Origin of the sequence: Amycolatopsis sp. cmx-4-54 (genome assembly GCF_046548895.1) — a bacterium.
Lineage (GTDB): Bacteria > Actinomycetota > Actinomycetes > Mycobacteriales > Pseudonocardiaceae > Amycolatopsis.
In genome coordinates, this window is record NZ_JAEBEJ010000014.1 from 214,033 (window position 1) to 233,773 (window position 19,741).

Here is a 19,741-nt window from a genome sequence, read left to right on the forward strand (position 1 = left end):
GTGGAGCTCGCCGGGCGTCACGTCCTCGTCGCCGGAGCCGGGGTCACCGGCAAGTCCATCGTCCCCGTCCTGGCGGACCTGGGCGCACGGATCACCGTCACCGACGGCAACGCGGAGCGGCTGACGGAACTCGAAGGCCTCGGCGCCGAACTGGTACCCGGTCTCGTGGTGCCGCCCGAAGGTGTCGAGCTGGTCGTGACCAGCCCCGGCTGGAAGCCGACGTCGCCCTTGCTGGTGGCGGCGGCCGAGGCGGGCATCGAGGTGATCGGCGACGTCGAGCTGGCCTGGCGCGTCGGGCAGCTGCGCGACAAACCGCCGGTGTGGCTCGCGATCACCGGAACCAACGGCAAGACCACCACGGTCGGGATGCTGGAGTCGATCCTGCGCACCGCCGGGGTCGACGCCGTGGCCTGCGGGAACGTCGGTTTCGCGGTGCTCGACGCGGTCCGGGCCGGGCACGAGGTGCTCGCCGTGGAGCTGTCGAGCTTCCAGCTGCACTGGTCGTCGACGCTGGCGCCGCTCGCCTCGGTGGTGCTGAACCTGGCCGAGGACCACCTCGACTGGCACGGCTCGATGGAGGAGTACGCGGCCGCGAAGGGGCGGGTCCACACCCACTCCCGGAACGTGGTGCACAACCTCCACGAGCCGTGGTCCGCCCGGCTCGCCGACGAACACGCGCCCGCGGACGCCCGCCGCGTCGCCTTCGGCATGGACACTCCGCGCCCCGGCGAACTTGGGATCGTGGAAGACCTGCTGGTCGACCGCGCCTTCGTGGCCCACCCGGCGACCAGCGCCGACGAACTCGGCACCCTGGCCGACGTGCGTCCCGCCGGCCCGCACAACGTCTCGAACGCGCTCGCCGCGGCCGCGCTGGCCAGGGCATACGGCGTCACCGGTGAGGACGTCGCCAAGGGCCTGCGCGAGTATCGGCCCGCCCCGCACCGGGCCGAGGAGATCGGCGAGATCGATGGCGTCCGGTACATCAACGACTCCAAGGCGACCAACCCGCACGCGGCGAGCGGTTCGCTGCGCGCCCATCTGAACGTCGTCTGGATCGCCGGTGGCCAGCTCAAGGGCGCTTCTGTGGACGAACTCGTCGGCTCGATCGCCGGGCGGCTGCGCGGCGTCGTGCTGTTCGGTGTCGATTCACCCGTGATCGCCGCCGCCGTCGCGCGACACGCGCCGGATGTCCCGGTGAACAGCCTCCCTTCGGGTGACGATGACACCATGACTGCGGCGGTGAAGGCGGCCCGAGCGCTGGCGCGCCCTGGAGATGTGGTGCTGCTGGCCCCCGCCGCGGCGTCGTTGGACATGTACTCGAGCTATGGCGCGCGCGGCGACGCGTTCGCGAGCGCGGTCCGTGTCCTGCGCGACGGTGCGGGGGAGACCAGTGACGGCGGTTGAGGAGCGAAAGCGCGAAACAGCACCACGCAAACGCCGTGAACGCAAGGAAAGCCCGTTCGTCGCCTTCCGGACCGCGCTGACGGCCTGGCTTTCGCGGCCGCTCGCCTCGTTCCACCTGGTGCTGGCGCTCACCGGCGTGCTGACCGTGATCGGCATCGTGATGGTGCTGTCGGCGTCGTCGGTCGCTTCGTACAACCCCAAGACCGGCACCGGCGTGTACGCCCAGTTCAGCAAGCACCTCATGTTCGTCGCGATCGGCGCCGTGGTGTTCTGGATCGGGCTGCGGGTGCCGCTGGAACGCGTCCGGCGGTTGTCGGCGACGGCGACAGTGGTGTGCCTCGGGCTGCTCGTGCTGGTGCTGACGCCGCTCGGCTCCGAGGTCAACGGTTCGCAGGGCTGGTTCCGGCTCGGCGGGTTCGCCTTCCAGCCGGTCGAGGCGGCGAAGGTCGCGCTGGCCTTCTGGGGCGCGCACATCCTGGTGATCAAGTACAACATCATCAACCAGTGGCGGCATCTGCTCGTCCCGGTCGTGCCGATCGCGTTGCTGATGTTCGCGCTGGTCATGATGCAGCCCGACCTCGGCGGCACGATCACCCTCGCGGTCGTGCTGATGGCGCTGCTGTGGTTCGCGGGCGCGCCGAAACGACTGTTCGGGGTCATCCTCGCGGGTGGCCTGGCCGGGATCCTGGTGCTGGCGATCATCGCCCCGTACCGGCTGGCGCGGGTCATGTCGTTCGTCTCCGGCGACCCGGACACCAGCGCGGACGGTTTCCAGGCCAACCAGGCGAAACTCGCGCTCGCCGACGGCGGGTTCCTCGGCAAGGGGCTCGGCCAGGGCCAGTCCAACTGGGGCTACCTGCCCAACGTGCAGAACGACTTCATCTTCGCCCTGATCGGCGAGGAACTCGGCTTCATCGGCTGCTCGGTGGTGCTCGGGCTGTTCGCCGGGGTCGCCGTCGTGGGCCTGCGGATCGCCACCCGCAACCTCGACCCGTGGATCCGCATCGTGTCCGGCACGCTGACCGTCTTCCTGGTCGCGCAGGCCGGGATCAACATCGGTTACGTGGTCGGCCTGCTGCCGGTCACCGGGGTCACGCTGCCGTTGATCTCCTACGGCGGCACGTCGCTGGTGATCACCATGCTCATCATGGGGATCCTCGCCAACGCCGCCCGGCACGAACCGGAGGCGGTGGCCGCACTGCGTTCGCAGGGGCCGGGTAAATTCGGACGCCTGCTGAGGCTCCCCGCGCCCGAGCCGTACCGCCCGCCCGCCAAGCGCAAGGGCACCGCGGCCAGGGGAGGCGCCGCCAAGGCGGCGAGGCCCGCGCCGAGGACGGCGAGGCCTTCGCCCGCACAGGAGCGGCGCCGGTCGGTACGGGAACCCGGCAGGAGGACGGCCGCGCGAACGGCGGCGAACCGCGGTACCGCGAAACGAGGTACCGCAAACCGGAGAGGTCATAGGTGAACAACCCCGTCAGAGGTGGCGCCGCAGGCGAGGTCGCCGGCAAGGCACCGGTGGTCGTGGTCGCCGGCGGTGGTACCGCAGGGCATATCGAACCGGCACTCGCCCTCGCCGACGCGGTGATGCGCCTGCGTCCCGACGCGAAGGTGATCGCGCTCGGGACCGAGCGCGGGCTGGAGAACAAGCTCGTCCCGGCGCGGGGTTACCCGCTGGAGCTGATCCCGCCGGTGCCGATGCCGCGCAAACCGACAACCGAACTGCTGAAGATGCCGCTGAAGGTCCGCGACGCGGTCAAGCGGACCCGTGAGGTCCTGGACCGGGTCGGCGCGGATGTCGTCGTCGGCTTCGGCGGGTATGTCGCGCTTCCGGCGTATCTCGCCGCGCGCGGCCGCACGCCGATCGTGGTGCACGAGGCCAACGAGAAGCCGGGCCTGGCGAACAAGGTCGGCGCGCGGTTCGCCGTCCGCGTCGCCGTCGCGGTCCCGGGGACGCCGCTGGCGAAGGCCGAGGTCATCGGCATCCCGCTGCGCCGCTCCATCACTTCGCTCGACAGGGCCGCGCTGCGCGCCGAAGCCCGCGAGCACTTCGGGCTCGACCCCGACGCCCCGACGCTGCTGGTGTTCGGCGGCTCGCAGGGCGCGGTGTCGATCAACGGCGCCGTTTCGGGCGCCGCCAAGGAGTTCGCGGACGCCGGAGTGGGCGTCCTGCACGCCCACGGTCCGAAGAACACGCTGGTCGTCCAGGAGTTCCCCGGACGGCCCGCGTACGTCCCGGTGCCGTACCTGGAGCGCATGGACCTGGCCTACGCCGCCGCCGACGCGGTGCTGTGCCGCTCCGGTGCGATGACCGTCGCCGAGGTCTCCGCCGTCGGCCTGCCCGCGGTGTTCGTCCCGCTGCCCTACGGCAACGGCGAACAGGCGGTCAACGCCCGGCCCGCGGTCGAGGCCGGTGCCGGGCTGATGGTCGACGACGCCGACCTCACCCCCGCCAAGGTCGCGGAGCTGGTGATCCCCCTGGTGTCCGACGCCGACAGGGTCGCGAAGATGAGTGCCGCCGCGGTCGGCCTCGGCCACCGAGAGGCCGACGAGACCCTTGCCAAGATCGTCCTGGAGGCCGCAGGTGCCTGACAATCTCCCCGACACGCTCAGGCGTGCCCATCTGGTCGGGATCGGCGGCGCCGGGATGAGCGGCATCGCGCGGATCCTGCTGGCCCGTGGCGCCCAGGTCTCCGGATCCGACGCCAAGGAGTCGCGCGCGTTCCTCTCGCTGCGTGCCCAGGGCGCCGAGATCGCCGTCGGCCAGCGCGCCGAGAACCTCGACGCGTTCCCCGAAGGCCCGTCCTCGGTGATCGTGTCGACCGCGATCACGGACGACAACCCGGAACTGGTGGCCGCGCGGGAACGCGGGATCACCGTGCTGCACCGCGCCGAGGCGCTGGCCGGGTTGATGGAGGGGCACCGCGTCGCCTGCATCGCCGGGACGCACGGCAAGACGTCCACGACGTCGATGCTGACCGTCGCGCTGCAGCAGTGCCGTCTCGACCCGTCGTTCGCCATCGGCGGCGACCTCAACGAGTCGGGCGCCAACGCGCACCACGGCGAGGGCGGTGTCTTCGTCGCCGAGGCCGACGAGAGCGACGGGTCGTTCCTGGCCTACTCGCCGTCGGTCGCCGTGGTGACCAACGTCGAGCCGGACCACCTGGACCACCACGGCACGGCCGAGGCGTACGTCTCGGTGTTCGCCGACTTCCTCGGCCGGATCGTGCCGGGCGGGCTGCTCATCGTCTGTGGTGACGACGAGGGCGCCGAGAAGCTGGGTGCGCGAGCCGCGGAGCAGGGCATTCGCGTTCGTCGCTACGGGCGTTCGGTCACCGGCGCCGACGACGCCAAGGTGCTCGACTACGCGCCCGCCCCCGACGGCGGTGTCGTCCGGATTTCGTTGCAGGGCAAGGAAATCGCCCTGAGGGTCGCGGTACCGGGAGAGCACATGGCGCTGAACGCGATCGCCGCGTTGCTGGCCGGGATCGAGCTCGGCGCACCGGTCGAAGGACTGGCCGAAGGGCTCGCCGCGTTCGGCGGCGTCCGGCGGCGGTTCGAGTTCAAGGGCCGCTCGGGCGACGTCCGCGTGTACGACGACTACGCGCACCACCCGACCGAGGTCGACGCGCAGCTGCGCGCCGTGCGGACGGCCGCGGGCTCGGGCCGGGTCATCGTGGTCTTCCAGCCGCATCTGTACTCGCGCACGAAGACGTTCTCGAAGGAGTTCGCGGCCGCGCTGTCGCTGGCCGACGAGGTCGTCGTGCTGGACGTCTTCGGGGCGCGCGAGAAGCCGGAGCCCGGGGTGAGCGGCGCGCTCATCGCCGACCAGATCTCCGGTGTCCCCGTGCACTACCAGCCCGCGTTCGACGTCGCCGCGAAGCTCGCGGCGGATCTGGTCGAACCCGGCGACCTGCTGGTGACCATGGGCGCCGGCGACGTCACGCAGCTCGGCCCGGAGATCCTGGCCGAACTGGACCGGCGGGCGGGCTAGCAGTGTCTCTCGAAGCGCGCTTTCGGATTCTCGCAGCCGGGCCGCGGCAGGGGCTGTTCACGCACCCGGCCATTCCGGCGGCCCGCCTTCGCGAATCCGAGACCTACGGCCGAAAAGAAACGCGCGCGCGTACCCTCACGCGACCTGCCAACTTCAGTTCGGAAGGCCCTTTCCAGCCATGACGCAGACCGGGGAACGCCGCCGCCCGGCCGAACCCGGTCGGCGTCCGCGCACCGAACGCGCTCAACGGACTCAGCGTTCGAAGGACCGGCGCGGCAGGCGGTCGGTGTACGACCGCCGCCGCACCGCCCGGCCCGTCCGGCGCAAGGAGATGCGGCGGCGCTGGGTCGCGCTGCTGTCGGTGCTGACCGCGGTCGCGCTGGTCTACCTGCTGTGGTTCAGCTCGATGCTGGGCGTGCGGCAAGTGGACGTCGTCGGGTCGAGTTCCGTGCCCGCGGACCAGATCCGCGGCGTGGCGGCGGTGCCGGACCAGAAACCGATGCTGCGCGTGGACACCGACGACATCCGCGACCGGGTGGCGCAGATGCCCGGTATCGCGACCGTCGACGTCTCGCGGTCCTGGCCGAGCACCCTCGAGATCACCGTGACCGAACGCACCGCGATCGCGTTCTTCGACAGCGGGCCCGGCGGCGACGGCGTGCACCTCGTCGACGGCGGGGGAGTGGTGTTCAAGACCGTCAAGGAGCGGCCCGCCGGGCTGCCCGAGCTGAAGCTGCCGTCGGTGTCGGCCGACGACCCGGTGACCCGCGCGGTGACCGGCGTCCTCGGCGTGATCCCGCAGCAGCTGCTCAAGCAGGTCACCACCGCGACGGCGAAGACCCCCGGAAGTGTCGAGTTCGCGCTGGCCGACGGGAAGACCGTGCGGTGGGGGACCTCGGCCGACACCGAACGCAAGGCGAAGGTCCTTGCCGCGCTGCTCACGCGCGAGGGCAAGGTCTTCGACGTCTCGGCCCCCGATCTACCGACCGTCTCCTGACGCGTTTCGTCCTCTGAATGCGGTAGTCGGCGATACGAACCACCGCGTTCAGAGGACGAAACGCGGGAGGGTCAGCGGGTGACGAGGGCTTCGATGCCGTCCAGCAGGCGTTCCAGGCCGAAAGCGAAGGTCTCGTCGGCGGCCTCGCAGGTCTCCGCGTCGTAACCGCCGCTTTCCCAGATCCGCGTCATCGCCGGATGGCGGTCCACGTCGAAGTACTTCTCCCAGAACACCGACCGCTGCCCCCACCACGCGTCGGTCGACTGCCCGGTCTCCTGCTCGACCTGAGCGGTCTCGGCGAACAGCGTCGCGTTCGCCTGCACGTAGATCTCGATGCTGTTCGCGGCCGCGGCCGCCTTGCGCGGCTCCAGCCCGATGTCCGACACCGCCGCGATCAGGTACTCCTGGCCCGCCATCAGCCCGGGGCCGAGCACCGGCCGCACCATCGACGTCGAGCGCAGCCACGGATGCGCGCGGAACACGGCCAGGGTGCGCTCGGCGTAGAGGCGCACCTGCTCGCGCCAGCCATCCGGCCGCGGATCGCCGGGGCCGGGGAGATCCCGTTCGGCGAGCACCGAGTCCACCATGAGGTCGAGCAGTTCGGTCTTGCCGGGGACGTAGGTGTAGAGCGTCATCGTGCCGGCGCCGAGTTCCTTGGCGATCTGACTCATCGACACGGTCGCCTCGCCCGCGCCGTCGGCGAGCGCGACGGCGGTGGCGATCACCTGGTCGAGGGTCAGTTTCGGCTTCCGCCCCCTGGTCGGCTGCCGGGCTTCGCCGCGATCACGCCACAACAGTTCGAGGCTGCGCTCGAAGTCCATCCGCACTCCCACTCGGCCGTGAAGCTGGATTCTACATTCTCGTATGAGGTACGGTTAAGTTTATCCCGTAGGACGTACGAAAAGGAGTGGGGAATCGTGACGATCCTGGTGACCGGTGCGACCGGAAGCGTCGGCAGGCTGCTCGTCGACGAGCTGGTGGAGGCCGGAGCGCCGGTGCGGGCGCTGACCGTCAACCCGGCGAAGGCGGCGTTGCCCGGGCAGGTGGAGGTCGCCAAGGGATACCTGGGCAAGCCGGAGACCCTGCCGGAAGCCCTGAAAGGTATCGAGACCGTGTACCTGGCGCCGCTCGCGGCCAAGGTGGACGACTTCGTGAAGCTGGCGAAGGAGGCCGGAGTGCGCCGGGTGGTGGCGTTGTCGGGCAGCAACGCCGACGACCCGGAGGAGAACTCGAGCGGCGTGGACTACGCGATCATCGAGAAGGCCGTCCGGGAGGCGGACTTCGACTGGACGTTCCTGCGGCCGGGCGCGTTCATGAACAACACCCTCGGCTGGGCCGAGACGATCAAGGCCGAGCGCGTGGTCCGCGAGGCCTACCCCGAGTCGCGGATGACGCCGATCGACCTCGGGGACATCGCGGCCGTCGCGGCGCACGTCATCCTGACCGACGGGCACGTCGGCAAGAAGCACACACTGAGCGGACCGACGGCGATCAGCCAGCGCGAACAGGTCGCCGCCATCTCGGCCGCGCTGGGGGAAGAGGTGGTCTTCCAAGAGCTGACCCGGGAAGAGGCGAACAAGCAGTGGGCCGCCGCCGGGATCCCGTCGGAGATCGCCGAATGGCTCCTCGACGGCTTCGCGTACTTCACCGAAAACCCCGACAAGCCGACGGGCGTCGTCCAGGAACTCACCGGACGGCCCGGCGTCACCTACGCGGAGTGGGCGGTGGCGAACGTCGAAGCGTTCCGCTGAACCCGTAACTCTCGTGATTGAAGCCGTAACTCGCGTGATTGAAGGCGGAACTCTTGAGTTACGGCTTTAATCACGCGAGATACGGCCAGGATCACGCGAGATACGGGTACGGGTCCCTCAGCGAGCCCGGCGGGGGAGGCGGGTCGGCAGCGGTGCACCGCGCCGCTGCTGGGCGGGAGCCTCGGCGGGTGGCGAAGCCGGCCGAGGCGAGGACGGCTGCGGCAAGGGCGGCGGGGCCTGCGACTCGCGGGGCCAGGCCGGCGTGATCATCGCCTGCGCCCCGACCCGGCGGACCGGCAGCCCGTGCGCCTCCCGCGCGGGCAGGCCGGGCCAGATCTCGCCCGCCTCCTTGGCGGCGTCGCGGATCGCGGTGCCGTCGAGCGCGGTGCGGGTCTCCTCGATGTCGCGGTCGAGCCATTGGACAACGAACTCCAGCGGTCCGTCGGGCGGCAGCGGCCACAGGAAGATCTCGTGGTCGACGTGGAACGCCGAACCGCCCAGCCCCTGCGCGCGCAGCACCGGCTGATCCGGTTTGGTGGCCGACGGCACGTTGATGGTCTCCGAACTGGCGCGCCTGCCGTCGGGGAAGAGCACTCCGACCAGCAGCGCGTTGTAGTCCGGGACCCGGCGATGGTCGATCAGGCCTTCGCCGGGTTCGTCCAGCAGCAGATCCCGCGAGTACACCGACAGCTGGAAGGACACCGACTCCGGCCACACCTCGATACCGCGCAGCGCCACGATGGTCCGCTCGGCGCGGCCCAGCGGCATCGACCAGGGCAGGATCGCGGGGACGATGTACTCGTGCGGCGGCTCCACCCAGGGGCGGCCGTTGTAGCCGAACAGTTCCTGTTCCGGCACCGGGAACAGGGGGCGGCTGCGCGGAGCGTCCGTGAAGAAGCTCATCGTGGACCGGGCGCGGCAGAACGCGGGGTGAACCTGTCCGACCTGTCGCTCACGCCGTCAACGACCACCATGCGCTTCACGGTATCCGATGACCACGCCGGTACTGAACGGTTTCACCGCAGCTTTCGCGTCACCCGAAGCCCTTGAGCTTCACTTTCGTGCCCTTCGGCACCTTGGTGCCCGGCTGCGGATCCTGCTCCAGGACGAAGTCGAAACCACCGTTTCCGCCGCCGTTGCCGTTGCCGTTTCCGCGACCCTGACGGTCGGGCTCCAGCCCCGCCTGCCGCAGGATCTGGAACGCCTCCTCCATCCGCTTGAACGTCACGTTCGGTACTTCGACGGCGTTCGAAACGAACACGCCGATGCGGCGGTTGCTCGCCTTGCCGCCGCCCTTCGGGTCGGTGCGGACGACCTGACCGGCGGCGAACTGGTCGGAGAACTCCTCGCCCGCCTGGAACGGCTGGAAACCCGCCTGCTGCAGGATCTGGAACGCGGCGTCCTTGCTCTGCCCGGTGACGTCCGGGACCGGCGGGAGCGGCTCGGGGCCCTTCGACACGATGATCGTGACCTGTCCGCCGATGTTCAGCTGCGAACCGGGGCCGGGGACGACGCGGATCACCTTGTTCTTGGCGACGTCGCTGTACTCCTGTTCGCCCTGGACCGGGGTCAGCTGCGCGGCCTTGATCGCCGTCTCCGCGTCCTGCGGGCTCGTCCCGGCCTGGATGTCCGGCACGATCGGGCGGCCCTTCGACAGCACGACGTTGACCGTGGCGCCCGGCGCGAGCGACGTGCCCTCCTTGGGGTCGGACCGGATCACCGTGTGCTGGGCGGCGGTGTCGCTGTACTCCTCGGTGTAGGCCGGGGTCAGCTTCGCCGAGCGAAGCGCGTCCCCGGCGGCGGCCTGGTTCATCCCCGCCAGCTTCGGCACCGACGACGAACTCGGCCCGGTGTCGCTGAGGATGAAGGCGAACGCGCCGATCAGGCCGCCGAGAACCAGCACCGCGGCCGCGATCATGACGTAGAGGCGTTTGCGCGACCCCGGCTGCTCGTCTCCGGCGGCCGGTTGGGGCCGCGGGGGAGGCGTGCGGGGCGGCTGGGCGGCGTGGATCGGCGGCTCACGGTGCAGTGCCTGCGTTCCGCGCGGGCCGGTGACCGGCATGGTCGCCTCGGCGACCGGGGACAGCACCGTCGTCGCCAAGGCCGCGTTCACCGCCGGGACGGCGGGGATGCCGGGGGTGGTGCGTTCGGCGTCGGTCTCCCGGTCGGCGTCCGCGGGCAGCGGCACGGGCACCGGGACGGCCGGGACACCCAGGACGACGCGCAGATGGTTCAGCTCGGCGAGGAACGCCGCGGCGTCGGCCGGTCGCTGCTCGGGGTCGCGGCGCGTGGCGCGCAGGATCAGCTCGTCCAGCTGCGGCGGGATACCCGGCCGTAGCTCGCTCGGGCGCGGGACGTCGTCGTTGACGTGCCGGTACGCCACCGAGAGCGCGGTGTCGCCGGTGTACGGCGGGCGTCCGGTGAGCATTTCGTACAGCAGGATCCCGGCCGAGTAGACGTCGCCGCGCGAGGTGGTCGCGCCGGTCGCGACCTGCTCGGGGGAGACGTAGGCGACGGTGCCGAGGATGACGCTCGAACTCGTGGTGCCCGCGCTCGCGACCGCGCGGACCAGGCCGAAATCGCCCACCTTGACCACGCCACCCGAGAGTGCCGTGCCGCCACGGCCGATGAGCACGTTCTCCGGTTTGACGTCACGGTGCACCAGACCGGCGGCGTGCGCCGCGGCCAGCGCGGAGAGGACCGGTTCGGTGATGCTCAGCGCGAGCGCGATGTCCAGTGGACCGCGTTCGGCGAGCAGTTCACGCAGGGTCCCGCCGTCGACGAGTTCCATGACCAGGAACGCGCGGCCGGACTCCTCGCCGCCGGGGGTGTCGAAACCCTGGTCGTGCACCGCCACCACGTGGGGATGGTGCAGCCGGGCCGCCGACCTGGCCTCCCGCTCGAAACGCTCGACGAACGACCTGTCGTCGGCGAACCGCGGGTCCATGATCTTGATGGCGACCTGGCGGTCCAGGCGGGTGTCGACGCCGCGGTACACCGACGACATCCCACCGCGTGCGAGCAGCTTGTCCACCCGGTAGCGGCCCTCGAGCAGAGTGCCCACCAGAGTGGGATCCGTGCGTGTCACGGCTATGGATCGTACGGAAGTACCCATGTTCTGGTGTACGGGACCTGGCTCCCCGGGGATCACGATTCCCGCCATTTCGTCGAATCGGCGGTATACGACCAGGTGGGCACTCTCCGTCATGGTCCGGGTCGTCACCCATGCGTACCAATGGAGCGGGAGACGGAATGTGGCACAGTGTCACCTGTGAGTGGTATTCCCGTCTCCGACGACGTTCTCGATGCAGATGTGGCCGTTCTCCCGGTGCCGGAGGTCGCGACCGCGCTGAACATCTCGGCCAACAAGGTCCGCCAGATGTTGCGCGACGGCCACCTGATCGCCGTCCGGCGCAAGGGTGAGCTGTACGTCCCGGCCGCGTTCCTGGTCAAGGACGGCGTGGTCAAGGGCCTGGCGGGCACCATCACGGTGCTCGCGGACGCCGGTTTCAGCCGGACGGAGATGTTGCGCTGGCTTTTCGCCGCGGACGAGACCCTGCCGGGGGCCACCCCGGTCAACGCGCTCCGCACCAGCCACGGCACCGAGGTCAAGCGGCGCGCGCAGGCGATGGCGTTCTAGCTCCGACCAGCACATACGTCGCGGCCGCGAGAAGCTGGCAGCCCGCCGCGGCGCCCAGCGCGGCGGTTACGGAGAGTGCGCTCAGCGGTCCCGCGAGCGCGGCACCCGCCGCGAGTCCGGTGATCTTCACACTCGCGGCCGTCGTGAATACCTGAGCCCGCACTCGCGCGGGCGCTTCGCGATGCCGGATGGCGAAAAGCGCCGAGAGCTGCGGCCCTTCGGCGAGTCCGGCGAGCACCGCGGCGGCCAGCAGGGTCACCACGTCGTGCGCTGACGCCGCGAGCAGGAAGCTCGCGCCCAGCAGGACGGTGCTGGCGAGCACCGTCCGGTCCGGTGGCGGCGGCCTGCGGGCCAGCACGGCGTTCGCGACCAGCGACGCGGCGGCCAGCACGGTGAGCAGCAGCGCGCCGAAACCGGCGTTCCCGAGGCGTTGGGCGCCGAGCAACGGATAGCAGACGATGGCGATCCCGATGCCGGCGAAGGACACCGTGGACGTCGCGGTGGCCCGCAGCAGGGCGCGCTTGCGGAAGAGGACCGCGAATCCGTCGGCGAGTTGACGGCGGATCGGTCCCGTGGGCTGCGCTTCGGCGACCGGAAGTGACCATGCGGCGGGGAAGGCCGCGGCGACCAGGGTGATCGCGACAGCCACCGCGGCCGGGGCGCCGGCGTACGCGGCCACGAGACCGGCGAGTCCCGGCCCGGCGAGGCTCGCGGCGGTGAACGTCATCGCGTCCAACGTGCTCGCCCTCGCCAGCGGTGTCGTGCCGCGGACATTCGGCAGTTGCGCCGTCCACCCGCCCGCCAAGGCGGGATTGAGCAGCCCGGCCGCGACGGCCACGGCGATCGCCGCGGGGAGTTCGACCAGCGCGAGCACCGCGCCGAGCCCGCCCGCGTACGCGAGCAGGGCCCACGCCAGGAGCCGCCCCGGCCGGGGGCTGCGGTCGAGCAGGGCCCCGAGCAGCGGCCCGCCCGCTGCCGCGGAGATCGTCAAGCCCGCGAGCAGCGCGGACCCGGTGGCGGCCGAGCCGTCGACGCTCAGGCCGAGCAGCAGCAACGCCGGGCCGGACAACTCGTCACCCGTCCTGGCGACCGTCGCGCCGGTCAGATAGACGGCGAGTCTGTAACGGTCTCTCATGAGCGAGACGTTACAGTGGGATATGACTTCAGCGCAGCGGGATTTCCTGCCGGGCCGTTCGGCGCGGGCGGCGGCTCAGCGGGCGGTGGATCTGCTGGGGGTCCTGCTCGCGCCGGAACCCTCGGTCGCGTCGGTTCGTGCGGTGCTGGAAGCGCACGGCGAAACCTCGGTCGAGCTGGCGCCCGCGGATGTGGCGTCCTTGCGTGAGGCGGCCGCCGAACTGCGGGAAGTGTTCGCGGCGCGGGATGCCGGGGAGGCGGCAGGGGTGCTCAACCGGCTGCTGGCTCGTTACGCGCATCCGCCGCGGCTGACCGAGCACGCCGACGGGTTCGGCTGGCACCTTCACGTGGACGCCGACGACGACGGGCCGTGGGGTGCGTGGCTGGTGACGTCGTCCGCGCTGGCGCTGGCGGTGTTGATGGCGGACCGTCAGGCGCCGCCAGGTGGGCTTTGTGCGGCTTCGGGCTGCGGGAAACCGTTCGCGCACCTGGGCGGGGGGAGCCCGCGGCGGTACTGCTCGACGCGGTGCGCCACCCGGGAGCGAGTCGCCGCTCACCGGCGACAACGCTCGTGAGTGGGCCGGCACGGCAAGTCCGTCCTACCACTCACGAGGCGCCCACCGCCGTCCCTGCTCGCTCCGCGGTCCGTGAAGGCCCCCTTCCTGTATCTAGGCGCAAGGAAGGGGGCCTTCACGGACCGGAGCCTGGCTCGACCGCGGCCGAGCCTGACCGCTCACGAGGCGCAAAGCGGGTCAGGACTCCTGCTTGTCCCGCCAAGCGATCCAGGACCGCAGCTTGTCGAGGTTGTAGTCCGGCCCGCCGGTCGCCACGGTGAACAGCGAGACGCCCAGCTCGAGCAGCTTCGGGCCCAGCTCCTCGGGCTCGCCCTCGACGGCGACCGAACGCTCGATCTCCTTCGGGTCGCGGCCGACGTCGGCGCAGTGCTGGTCGAGGATCTTGACCTTGCGCTCCACGACCTCCGGGTCGCCGAAACCGTGCCAGATGTCGGCGTGCTTCGCGACCAGGCGCAGGGTCTTCTTCTCGCCGCCGCCACCGATCAGCACCGGGATGTCGCGGACCGGCTGCGGGTTCAGCTTGCCCAGCCTGCTCTCGATCCGGGGGAGCGCCTCGGCGAGGTTGTCGAGCCGCCCGCCCGCGGTGCCGAACTCGTAGCCGTACTCGTCGTAGTCCTTCTCGAACCAGCCGGAGCCGATGCCGAGGATGAGCCGTCCGTCGGAGATGTTGTCGACGGTGCGGGCCATGTCGGCCAGCAGCTCGGGGTTGCGGTAGCTGTTGCACGTCACCAGCGCGCCGATCTCGACCCGCGACGTGGACTCCGCCCAGGCACCCAGCATGGTCCAGCACTCGTAGTGCAGGCCCTCGGGCTCACCGTAGAGCGGGTAGAAATGGTCCCAGTTGAAGACGATGTCCACGCCGAGGTCTTCGGCCTCCGAAGCCGCCCGGCGGATGGCCTTGTATTCGGCGTGCTGCGGCTGCAGCTGGACACCGATCCTGATCTTCCTGTTCGCAGCAGTGGTCATGTTCGCAGCCTAAGCCTGGAGTTGCTCCACGCGCTCGCCAGCATCCTCGGCAGCGCGACTCCCAGCCGGCGACGGCGCGGGACGACCGCGCGGGTGTTCAGCACGTCGTAACCCAGGGCCTCGATTTCGTCCAGGATGCCTTCGTAGAGCACGAGCGCGGTCCGCACGCAGTCGCGGGATTCCTCGCGCAGCAACGGAATGCCCGCTTCGGCGCGGCGGTAGACCGCCCGGTTGCGCGCCACCGCGACGGCGAGCGCGCGCCGCACCCGCCGGTCGGGCAGCCCGCGGGCACGGGACCATTCGAGCAGTTCGCGGTCGACGCCGAACGCGGCCAGCTCCTCCGTCGGCAGATACAGCCTCCCCCGATCGAGGTCCTCGCCGACATCGCGCAGGAAGTTGGTCAGCTGGAACGCCTCACCCAGCGCGGCGGCGCCCGGCACGGCTTCGGCGACCGGGACGACGGTGCCGAAGACGGGCAGCATCTGCAGGCCGATCACCTCGGCCGAACCGTGGACGTACTCCCGGAGATCGGCGTACGTCGCGTACTCGGTGATCTTGAGGTCCATCGTCATGGACCGCAGGAACGCGTCGAACAGTTCGCGGTCCAGGCTGTGACGCCGCACGGTGTCGGCGAGCGCGGTCAGCACCGGATCGGCGGGCGTGCCGCCGTCGAAGACCCGCGCGACCATGACGGCGACCTCGTCCAGCGCGGCAGCGGGATCGGTGCCGGGCGCGGGATTGTCGACCACTTCGTCCGCCATCCGCGCGAAGCCGTACAGCGCGTGCGCGAACGGACGCGTGGGCCGGCAGCAGCCGGGTCGCGAGGAAGAACGTGCGGCCGTAGTGCGCGTTGATGCGGCGGCATTCGGTGTACGCGGCCCGCAACGACGGCTCGGTGATCCCGGCGGCGTCGAGTTCGTTCATCGGCCGGTGACCCTTCCCGCCGCGAGCCTGCCGGAGATCACCACCGGCGGGATGCCGACGCCCGGGGTGGTCCCGCAGCCCGCCAGTACGACGTTTTCCGCCGCTCGCAGGAGATTCCCCGGCCGGAACGGGCCGGTCTGGGCGAAGGTGTGCGCGAGGGAGAACGGCGTGCCCGCGGTGAGCCCGCGCTCCGCCCAGCCTTGCGGGGTGATCGTCTCGTCGACGGAGAAGCCGTCCGCGAACCCGGTGAGTCCGCGCTCTTCCAGTGTGCGCACCAGTTCCGCGCGATAGGCGGGCCCGACCCGGCGCCAGTCGATCTTGCCGCGGCGCAGATTCGGCGCCGGGGCCAGCACCGATATCACCTGGCCGCCACCGGGGGAGAGGCCCGGTTCGGTCGCGGTCGGCCGGGTCACCAGCAGCGACGGGTCGCTCATCAGCTTGCCCTCGCGGATGATCTCCGAGAACGTCTTCTCCCAGGCGTGGCCGAAGAAGATGGTGTGATGGCCCAGATCCGGCCAGGATTCCGGCGCGTGCCCGTGCAGGACGACGGCCGACGGCGAGTACCGCAGCGGCAGCGGCCGCCGGGGGCGGGCGCCGAGCAGCCGGTACGCGGTGCCGAGTTCGGTCGCCAGAACCACGGTGTCGCAAGGGATACGCTCACCCGTACGGGTCCGAACCGCGCGCACCCGCGAGGAAACCCTTTCCAGCCAAGCGGCTTCGGTGCCGAAGCGCAGTTCCGCGCCGGCGCGTTCGGCCGCGTTCGCCATGGCTCGCGCGATCTCGCCCATCCCGCCCGACGGGTAGTAGACCCCGCCGACGGTGTCCATGTAGGAGATGACGCCGTACGCGCCGATCGCGCGCGCCGGATCGAGTCCCGCGTAGAGCGACTGGAAGGAGAACAGGCGGCGCACCCGGTCGTCGCTCAGGAACCGGCCGATCTTCGGGCCGAGACGGCCGAAACCGCCCAGCGCGGCCAATTTCGCCAGTTCCGGGCGGACGAGATCGAGCGGGGAGTCGAAGTTCGCGCCGATGAAGTGGTCCTTTTGGACCGCGTACAGCTCGGTGAGCCAGCGGCGGAGCCTGCGGTAGCCGTCGGCCTCGGCCGGGCCCGCGGCCGCGCGGATCTCGGCTTCCATCGCCGCCGCCTCGGTGTGCACGGCGATCGTGCTGCCGTCGGAGAACCGCGCGCGGTAGGCCGGGTCGAGCCGGGTCAGCGTGAGGTTGTCCGCCAGGGATTCGCCGACCGCGGAAAAGGCCTCGTCGAGCAGTTCCGGCATGGTCAGCACGCTGGCACCGGTGTCGACGGTGTTGCCGCCGAAATCCGCCTGACCGGCCCGGCCTCCCGGACTTTTGTCCTGCTCCAGCAGGGTCACCCGGCGGCCGGCGCCGAGCAGGTGCAGCGTCGCCGACAGCCCGGCGAGCCCGCCACCGATCACCACCACGTGGTCACTCGGACCGGTGACGGTGCGCATCAGTACGTCCGCTGGGTCGCCTTGACGACCAGCCCGGTCAGCGCGGCGGGAGCGGGTTCGGCCAGGTGGGCGCGGTCCAGCGCCGCCATCGCGGACTCGGTGAGCTCGTCGATGCGGCGTTCCACCGCGTCGACGGCGCCGACGTCCTGCAACGCCTCGCGGACGGTTTCGACGGCGTCTTCGGACAGGTGAGCGTCGCCGATGGCGTCGGAGATGACCTTCGCCGCCGCGTCCTTGCCCTGCTCGGCCGCCCGCTGGAGACCGAGCGCGACCAGCAGCGTCCGCTTCCCCTCGCGCAGGTCGTCGCCCGCGGGCTTGCCGGTGACCGACGGGTCGCCGAACACCCCGAGCAGGTCGTCCCGCAGCTGGAACGCCACGCCGACCTCGTCGCCGAACTCGCGCAGCGTCGCGATCAGGGCGTCGTCGGCGCCACCCAGCGCGGCACCGAGGTGCAAGGGCCGCTGGACGGTGTACGCGGCCGTCTTGAGCTTGCAGATGTGCAGCGCCGCCTCGGGGGAGGCGTCACCGGTGGCCTGGGTGCGGACGTCGAGGTACTGGCCGGCGAGTACCTCGGTGCGCATCGCGCGCCACGCCGGGCGCGCCGCCGCGAGGGCCGCGGGCGGGAGCGGGGCCTCGCCGAACATGTCGTCGGCCCAGGCCAGCGCGAGGTCGCCGACCAGGACGGCGGTCGCGAGCCCGAACGTGCTCGGCGAGCCGAGCCAGCCGCTGTCGGCGTGCAGTTTGGCGCCCGCGATGTGCACCGTCGGGGAACCGCGGCGCGAATCGGAGGAGTCGATGAGGTCGTCGTGGATCAGCGCGCACGCCTGGATCAGCTCCAGGCTCGCCACCGCCTGCAGCACGCCTTCGACGTCCGGCCCCGCCGGATCGCCGCCCGCACCGCGCCAGCCCCACCAGGCGAACGTCGGGCGCAGGCGTTTGCCGCCGCCCAGGACGAACCCGGCCAGCGCGTCGATCCCGACGCCGACGACCGGTTCGGTGCGGCGGATCTCGGCACCGGCACGCTCGAGGAACCCGGCCAGCGCCCGCTCGACGTGGGCGGGCAGATCGGCGTCGTAGGCGGACGTGTCCATGAGCACATCCTCCGGGAAGCACGTCCCCGTGACCCAGTCGGGTGCCGTGGAATGTGGCGGAACTCGCCGCATTTCGTCCTCTGAATGCGGTAGTTGCCCGCGCCAGGACCGCATTCAGAGGACTAAACGCGGGTCTTGGCGTAGTGCCGCTTCGCCCGCGCCCGGTTCCCGCAGTCCGACGAGCTGCACCAGCGCCGCGACCGGTTGCGCGTGTGGTCGGTGAAGACCCAGCCGCAGCCTGGCCCTTCGCATTCCCGGATCCGCTCCAGATCGCCCGTCCGGAGCAGGTCCTCGGCCGCCAGCGCGAGGAAGTGCGGCAGCGCGCCGCCGTCCTCCAGCGGCACCACCCACCTCAGCGGCAAGGACGGCGGGAGCGAGGCGTGCCGGTAGGCCTCGATCAGCGTCTTCCGCAGCGGGGTGGGGTCCGGCGGCGTCGAGACGAGGACGCGGTAGAGCGTCTCGCGGAAGGACTTCACCGCCTCCAGGACGGTCTCCGAGACCTCCAGCCGCGCAGTGCCCGCGCCGACCAGGACGACCCACTCGGACAGCCGTTCCGGACTGGAAAGCCGGTCTTCCCGCCGGGCCGGATCGCGCCGCCACGAAACGGTGTTGACCAGGTCCAACGGGACGCTTCCGCCGATGCTGTCGTACCCGTCCCAGTGGCGGTCCATCACTTCTCCTAATGGTCAAACTCAGTTTAGCTTGTTAGGGTCGGGCTATGACGGAGATATCGACGCGCCGGCGGAACTACCTGGCCGGCGCCCGTGTCGGGCTCGGGCTGGGTGTCGCGACCTTCGTCCTCGGTATCACCTTCGGCGCGTACAGCCAGACGCTGGGCTGGGGGGTCGCCGCCCCGATCGTCGCGTCGGTCCTCGTGTTCTCCGGCTCGGCCCAGTTCGCGATGGCCACCGCGCTCGCGGGCGGCGGCAACCTCGCCGTCGCGGTGGGCGCCGCGGCCCTGATCAACGCCCGGTTCCTGCCGATGGGCGCCGCCGTCGCCTCGGACCTGCGCGGCGGGCGGCTGCGGCGCGCGTGGGAAGGGCAGGCCGTCGTCGACGGTTCCTGGGTGGCCGCCCACCTCGGCGAAGGGCGCTTCGACCGCGAAAAGCTCATCGGCTGCACGCTCGTCCAGATGCCCGCATGGGTACTGGGGACGGTGCTGGGCGTCCTGGCCGCGCCGCCACCGGACGTCGTCGCGCGGTTCGGGCTCGACGTCGTGTTCCCGGGCTTCTTCCTGGTCCTGCTCATCGACGAACTGCGCCGCTCGCGCCAGGCGGTCCTGACCGCGGCCCTCGCCGCGTGCCTGGCGGGGATCCTGGTGCTGTTCGTCCCGGTCGGGCTCGCGCTGATCGGCGCCTCCGCCGCCGCGCTGGTCGGACTGGGGGTGCGGCGATGACGCTCTGGCTCGCCATCGTCCTCGTCGCGCTGGTCAGCATCGGGTTCAAGGCGGCGGGCCCGGTCCTGCTCGGCGACCGGACGCTGCCGCCGCGGCTCGCGGGTGTGATCGCGTTGCTCGCGCCCGCGTTGCTGGCCGGCCTCGTGCTCACGGACGTGGCCGGTCCGGCCTGGTCCGGGCTCGACTGGACGCTCTGCGCCGGCCTTGCCGCGATCGCGGTGACCTACGCGCTGCGCGTGCCGGTGCTCGCCGCGATCCTCTGCGGGGTCATCGTCACGGCTTTGTTGCGGTTCCTCGTCTGAGGAATCGGCTCGCGGTGGCCTGCTCGCGAGGCTCCGCGGTCGTGTTGCGAAAGCCACTTTCACAACCTTCAACGTTGCGAAAGTGGCTTTCGCAACAC

Annotated in this window: 18 protein-coding genes and 1 pseudogene; 10 read left to right on the plus strand and 9 right to left on the minus strand. The window is 71.2% G+C overall.

The genetic code is table 11. From position 1 onward, the window contains the following. The 5 genes from murD to ACLJQ7_RS36240 all read left to right on the plus strand — a co-directional run bounded on the left by murD (nt 1) and on the right by ACLJQ7_RS36240 (nt 6,392). Nucleotides 1-1,404: a UDP-N-acetylmuramoyl-L-alanine--D-glutamate ligase gene (gene murD / locus ACLJQ7_RS36220; protein ID WP_410652667.1), complete on the plus strand. Its 1,404-nt coding sequence runs from the start codon at nt 1-3 to the stop codon at nt 1,402-1,404. Beyond that, a complete protein-coding gene (gene ftsW, locus ACLJQ7_RS36225) occupies nt 1,391-2,869 on the plus strand; it encodes a putative lipid II flippase FtsW (protein WP_410652668.1) in 1,479 nt (492 codons plus the stop codon). Before murD ends, ftsW begins: the two co-directional genes overlap by 14 nt. Beyond that, on the plus strand, nt 2,866-3,993 hold the full coding sequence (gene murG, locus ACLJQ7_RS36230) for an undecaprenyldiphospho-muramoylpentapeptide beta-N-acetylglucosaminyltransferase (RefSeq protein WP_410652669.1): 1,128 nt from the start codon (nt 2,866-2,868) through the stop codon (nt 3,991-3,993). Before ftsW ends, murG begins: the two co-directional genes overlap by 4 nt. Next, the gene (gene murC, locus ACLJQ7_RS36235; RefSeq protein ID WP_410652670.1) at nt 3,986-5,395 is read left to right on the plus strand and encodes a UDP-N-acetylmuramate--L-alanine ligase; all 1,410 of its coding nucleotides are present in this window, start codon (nt 3,986-3,988) and stop codon (nt 5,393-5,395) included. Before murG ends, murC begins: the two co-directional genes overlap by 8 nt. Before the next feature lie 178 nt (nt 5,396-5,573). Next, entirely contained in the window at nt 5,574-6,392 is an 819-nt protein-coding gene (locus ACLJQ7_RS36240) for a cell division protein FtsQ/DivIB (protein WP_410652671.1), read from the plus strand. Between the two features lie 71 nt (nt 6,393-6,463). Here ACLJQ7_RS36240 and ACLJQ7_RS36245 read toward each other — a convergent pair whose 3' ends face one another. Beyond that, nucleotides 6,464-7,213, minus strand: a complete 750-nt coding sequence (locus tag ACLJQ7_RS36245) for a TetR/AcrR family transcriptional regulator (RefSeq protein ID WP_410652672.1) — start codon at nt 7,211-7,213, stop codon at nt 6,464-6,466. Nucleotides 7,214-7,309: 96 nt separating this feature from the next. Here ACLJQ7_RS36245 and ACLJQ7_RS36250 point away from each other — a divergent pair, with 96 nt between their 5' ends. Further along, nucleotides 7,310-8,143, plus strand: a complete 834-nt coding sequence (locus ACLJQ7_RS36250) for an NAD(P)H-binding protein (RefSeq protein WP_410652673.1) — start codon at nt 7,310-7,312, stop codon at nt 8,141-8,143. A gap of 117 nt (nt 8,144-8,260) precedes the next feature. Here ACLJQ7_RS36250 and ACLJQ7_RS36255 read toward each other — a convergent pair whose 3' ends face one another. Both ACLJQ7_RS36255 and ACLJQ7_RS36260 read right to left on the minus strand, forming a co-directional pair. Next, nucleotides 8,261-9,046, minus strand: a complete 786-nt coding sequence (locus tag ACLJQ7_RS36255; protein WP_410652674.1) for a hypothetical protein — start codon at nt 9,044-9,046, stop codon at nt 8,261-8,263. A gap of 130 nt (nt 9,047-9,176) precedes the next feature. Beyond that, a complete protein-coding gene (locus ACLJQ7_RS36260) occupies nt 9,177-11,231 on the minus strand; it encodes a PASTA domain-containing protein (protein ID WP_410652675.1) in 2,055 nt (684 codons plus the stop codon). A 183-nt stretch (nt 11,232-11,414) separates the two neighbouring features. On the opposite strand from ACLJQ7_RS36260, the gene ACLJQ7_RS36265 reads away from it, so the two are divergent. Continuing rightward, nucleotides 11,415-11,783: an Rv2175c family DNA-binding protein gene (locus ACLJQ7_RS36265; RefSeq protein ID WP_410652676.1), complete on the plus strand. Its 369-nt coding sequence runs from the start codon at nt 11,415-11,417 to the stop codon at nt 11,781-11,783. Here the strand turns inward: ACLJQ7_RS36265 and ACLJQ7_RS36270 are convergent. Continuing rightward, the gene (locus ACLJQ7_RS36270; RefSeq protein ID WP_410652677.1) at nt 11,752-12,918 is read right to left on the minus strand and encodes an MFS transporter; all 1,167 of its coding nucleotides are present in this window, start codon (nt 12,916-12,918) and stop codon (nt 11,752-11,754) included. The two genes, ACLJQ7_RS36265 and ACLJQ7_RS36270, sit on opposite strands and share 32 nt — an antisense overlap. Before the next feature lie 22 nt (nt 12,919-12,940). Between ACLJQ7_RS36270 and ACLJQ7_RS36275 the strand changes: the two genes are divergently transcribed. Continuing rightward, complete coding sequence (locus tag ACLJQ7_RS36275) at nt 12,941-13,492, plus strand: CGNR zinc finger domain-containing protein (protein WP_410652678.1); 552 nt, start codon at nt 12,941-12,943, stop codon at nt 13,490-13,492. Between the two features lie 177 nt (nt 13,493-13,669). Here the strand turns inward: ACLJQ7_RS36275 and ACLJQ7_RS36280 are convergent, their stop codons facing one another. The 5 genes and pseudogenes from ACLJQ7_RS36280 to ACLJQ7_RS36300 all read right to left on the minus strand — a co-directional run bounded on the left by ACLJQ7_RS36280 (nt 13,670) and on the right by ACLJQ7_RS36300 (nt 18,616). Continuing rightward, entirely contained in the window at nt 13,670-14,458 is a 789-nt protein-coding gene (locus ACLJQ7_RS36280; protein WP_410652679.1) for an LLM class F420-dependent oxidoreductase, read from the minus strand. After that, nucleotides 14,455-15,382, minus strand: a pseudogene (locus ACLJQ7_RS36285) (phytoene/squalene synthase family protein). The gene ACLJQ7_RS36280 and the pseudogene ACLJQ7_RS36285 overlap by 4 nt, the downstream one beginning before the upstream one ends. Next, nucleotides 15,379-16,854 (minus strand): phytoene desaturase family protein, encoded by a 1,476-nt coding sequence (gene crtI / locus ACLJQ7_RS36290; protein ID WP_410652680.1) that lies wholly within the window; start codon nt 16,852-16,854, stop codon nt 15,379-15,381. The pseudogene ACLJQ7_RS36285 and the gene crtI overlap by 4 nt, the downstream one beginning before the upstream one ends. Then, the gene (locus ACLJQ7_RS36295; protein ID WP_410652681.1) at nt 16,854-17,945 is read right to left on the minus strand and encodes a polyprenyl synthetase family protein; all 1,092 of its coding nucleotides are present in this window, start codon (nt 17,943-17,945) and stop codon (nt 16,854-16,856) included. The genes crtI and ACLJQ7_RS36295 overlap by 1 nt, the downstream gene beginning before the upstream one ends. Nucleotides 17,946-18,067: 122 nt before the next feature. Further along, a complete protein-coding gene (locus ACLJQ7_RS36300) occupies nt 18,068-18,616 on the minus strand; it encodes a CGNR zinc finger domain-containing protein (protein ID WP_410652682.1) in 549 nt (182 codons plus the stop codon). Between the two features lie 47 nt (nt 18,617-18,663). On the opposite strand from ACLJQ7_RS36300, the gene ACLJQ7_RS36305 reads away from it, so the two are divergent. Both ACLJQ7_RS36305 and ACLJQ7_RS36310 read left to right on the plus strand, forming a co-directional pair. Continuing rightward, nucleotides 18,664-19,341: an AzlC family ABC transporter permease gene (locus ACLJQ7_RS36305; RefSeq protein WP_410652683.1), complete on the plus strand. Its 678-nt coding sequence runs from the start codon at nt 18,664-18,666 to the stop codon at nt 19,339-19,341. Beyond that, entirely contained in the window at nt 19,338-19,643 is a 306-nt protein-coding gene (locus ACLJQ7_RS36310) for an AzlD domain-containing protein (protein WP_410652684.1), read from the plus strand. The genes ACLJQ7_RS36305 and ACLJQ7_RS36310 overlap by 4 nt, the downstream gene beginning before the upstream one ends. Nucleotides 19,644-19,741: the final 98 nt, after the last annotated feature.

What these genes read in the sequence shown, in the direction of transcription:
- ACLJQ7_RS36240 (WP_410652671.1), top strand. Translation starts at nt 5,574, where the DNA reads ATGACGCAGACCGGGGAACGCCGCCGCCCGGCCGAACCCGGTCGGCGT.
- ACLJQ7_RS36245 (WP_410652672.1), bottom strand. Translation starts at nt 7,213, where the DNA reads ATGGACTTCGAGCGCAGCCTCGAACTGTTGTGGCGTGATCGCGGCGAA.
- ACLJQ7_RS36255 (WP_410652674.1), bottom strand. Translation starts at nt 9,046, where the DNA reads ATGAGCTTCTTCACGGACGCTCCGCGCAGCCGCCCCCTGTTCCCGGTG.
- ACLJQ7_RS36270 (WP_410652677.1), bottom strand. Translation starts at nt 12,918, where the DNA reads ATGAGAGACCGTTACAGACTCGCCGTCTATCTGACCGGCGCGACGGTC.
- ACLJQ7_RS36275 (WP_410652678.1), top strand. Translation starts at nt 12,941, where the DNA reads ATGACTTCAGCGCAGCGGGATTTCCTGCCGGGCCGTTCGGCGCGGGCG.
- ACLJQ7_RS36280 (WP_410652679.1), bottom strand. Translation starts at nt 14,458, where the DNA reads ATGACCACTGCTGCGAACAGGAAGATCAGGATCGGTGTCCAGCTGCAG.
- crtI (WP_410652680.1), bottom strand. Translation starts at nt 16,854, where the DNA reads ATGCGCACCGTCACCGGTCCGAGTGACCACGTGGTGGTGATCGGTGGC.
- ACLJQ7_RS36295 (WP_410652681.1), bottom strand. Translation starts at nt 17,945, where the DNA reads ATGGACACGTCCGCCTACGACGCCGATCTGCCCGCCCACGTCGAGCGG.
- ACLJQ7_RS36300 (WP_410652682.1), bottom strand. Translation starts at nt 18,616, where the DNA reads ATGGACCGCCACTGGGACGGGTACGACAGCATCGGCGGAAGCGTCCCG.
- ACLJQ7_RS36305 (WP_410652683.1), top strand. Translation starts at nt 18,664, where the DNA reads ATGACGGAGATATCGACGCGCCGGCGGAACTACCTGGCCGGCGCCCGT.
- ACLJQ7_RS36310 (WP_410652684.1), top strand. Translation starts at nt 19,338, where the DNA reads ATGACGCTCTGGCTCGCCATCGTCCTCGTCGCGCTGGTCAGCATCGGG.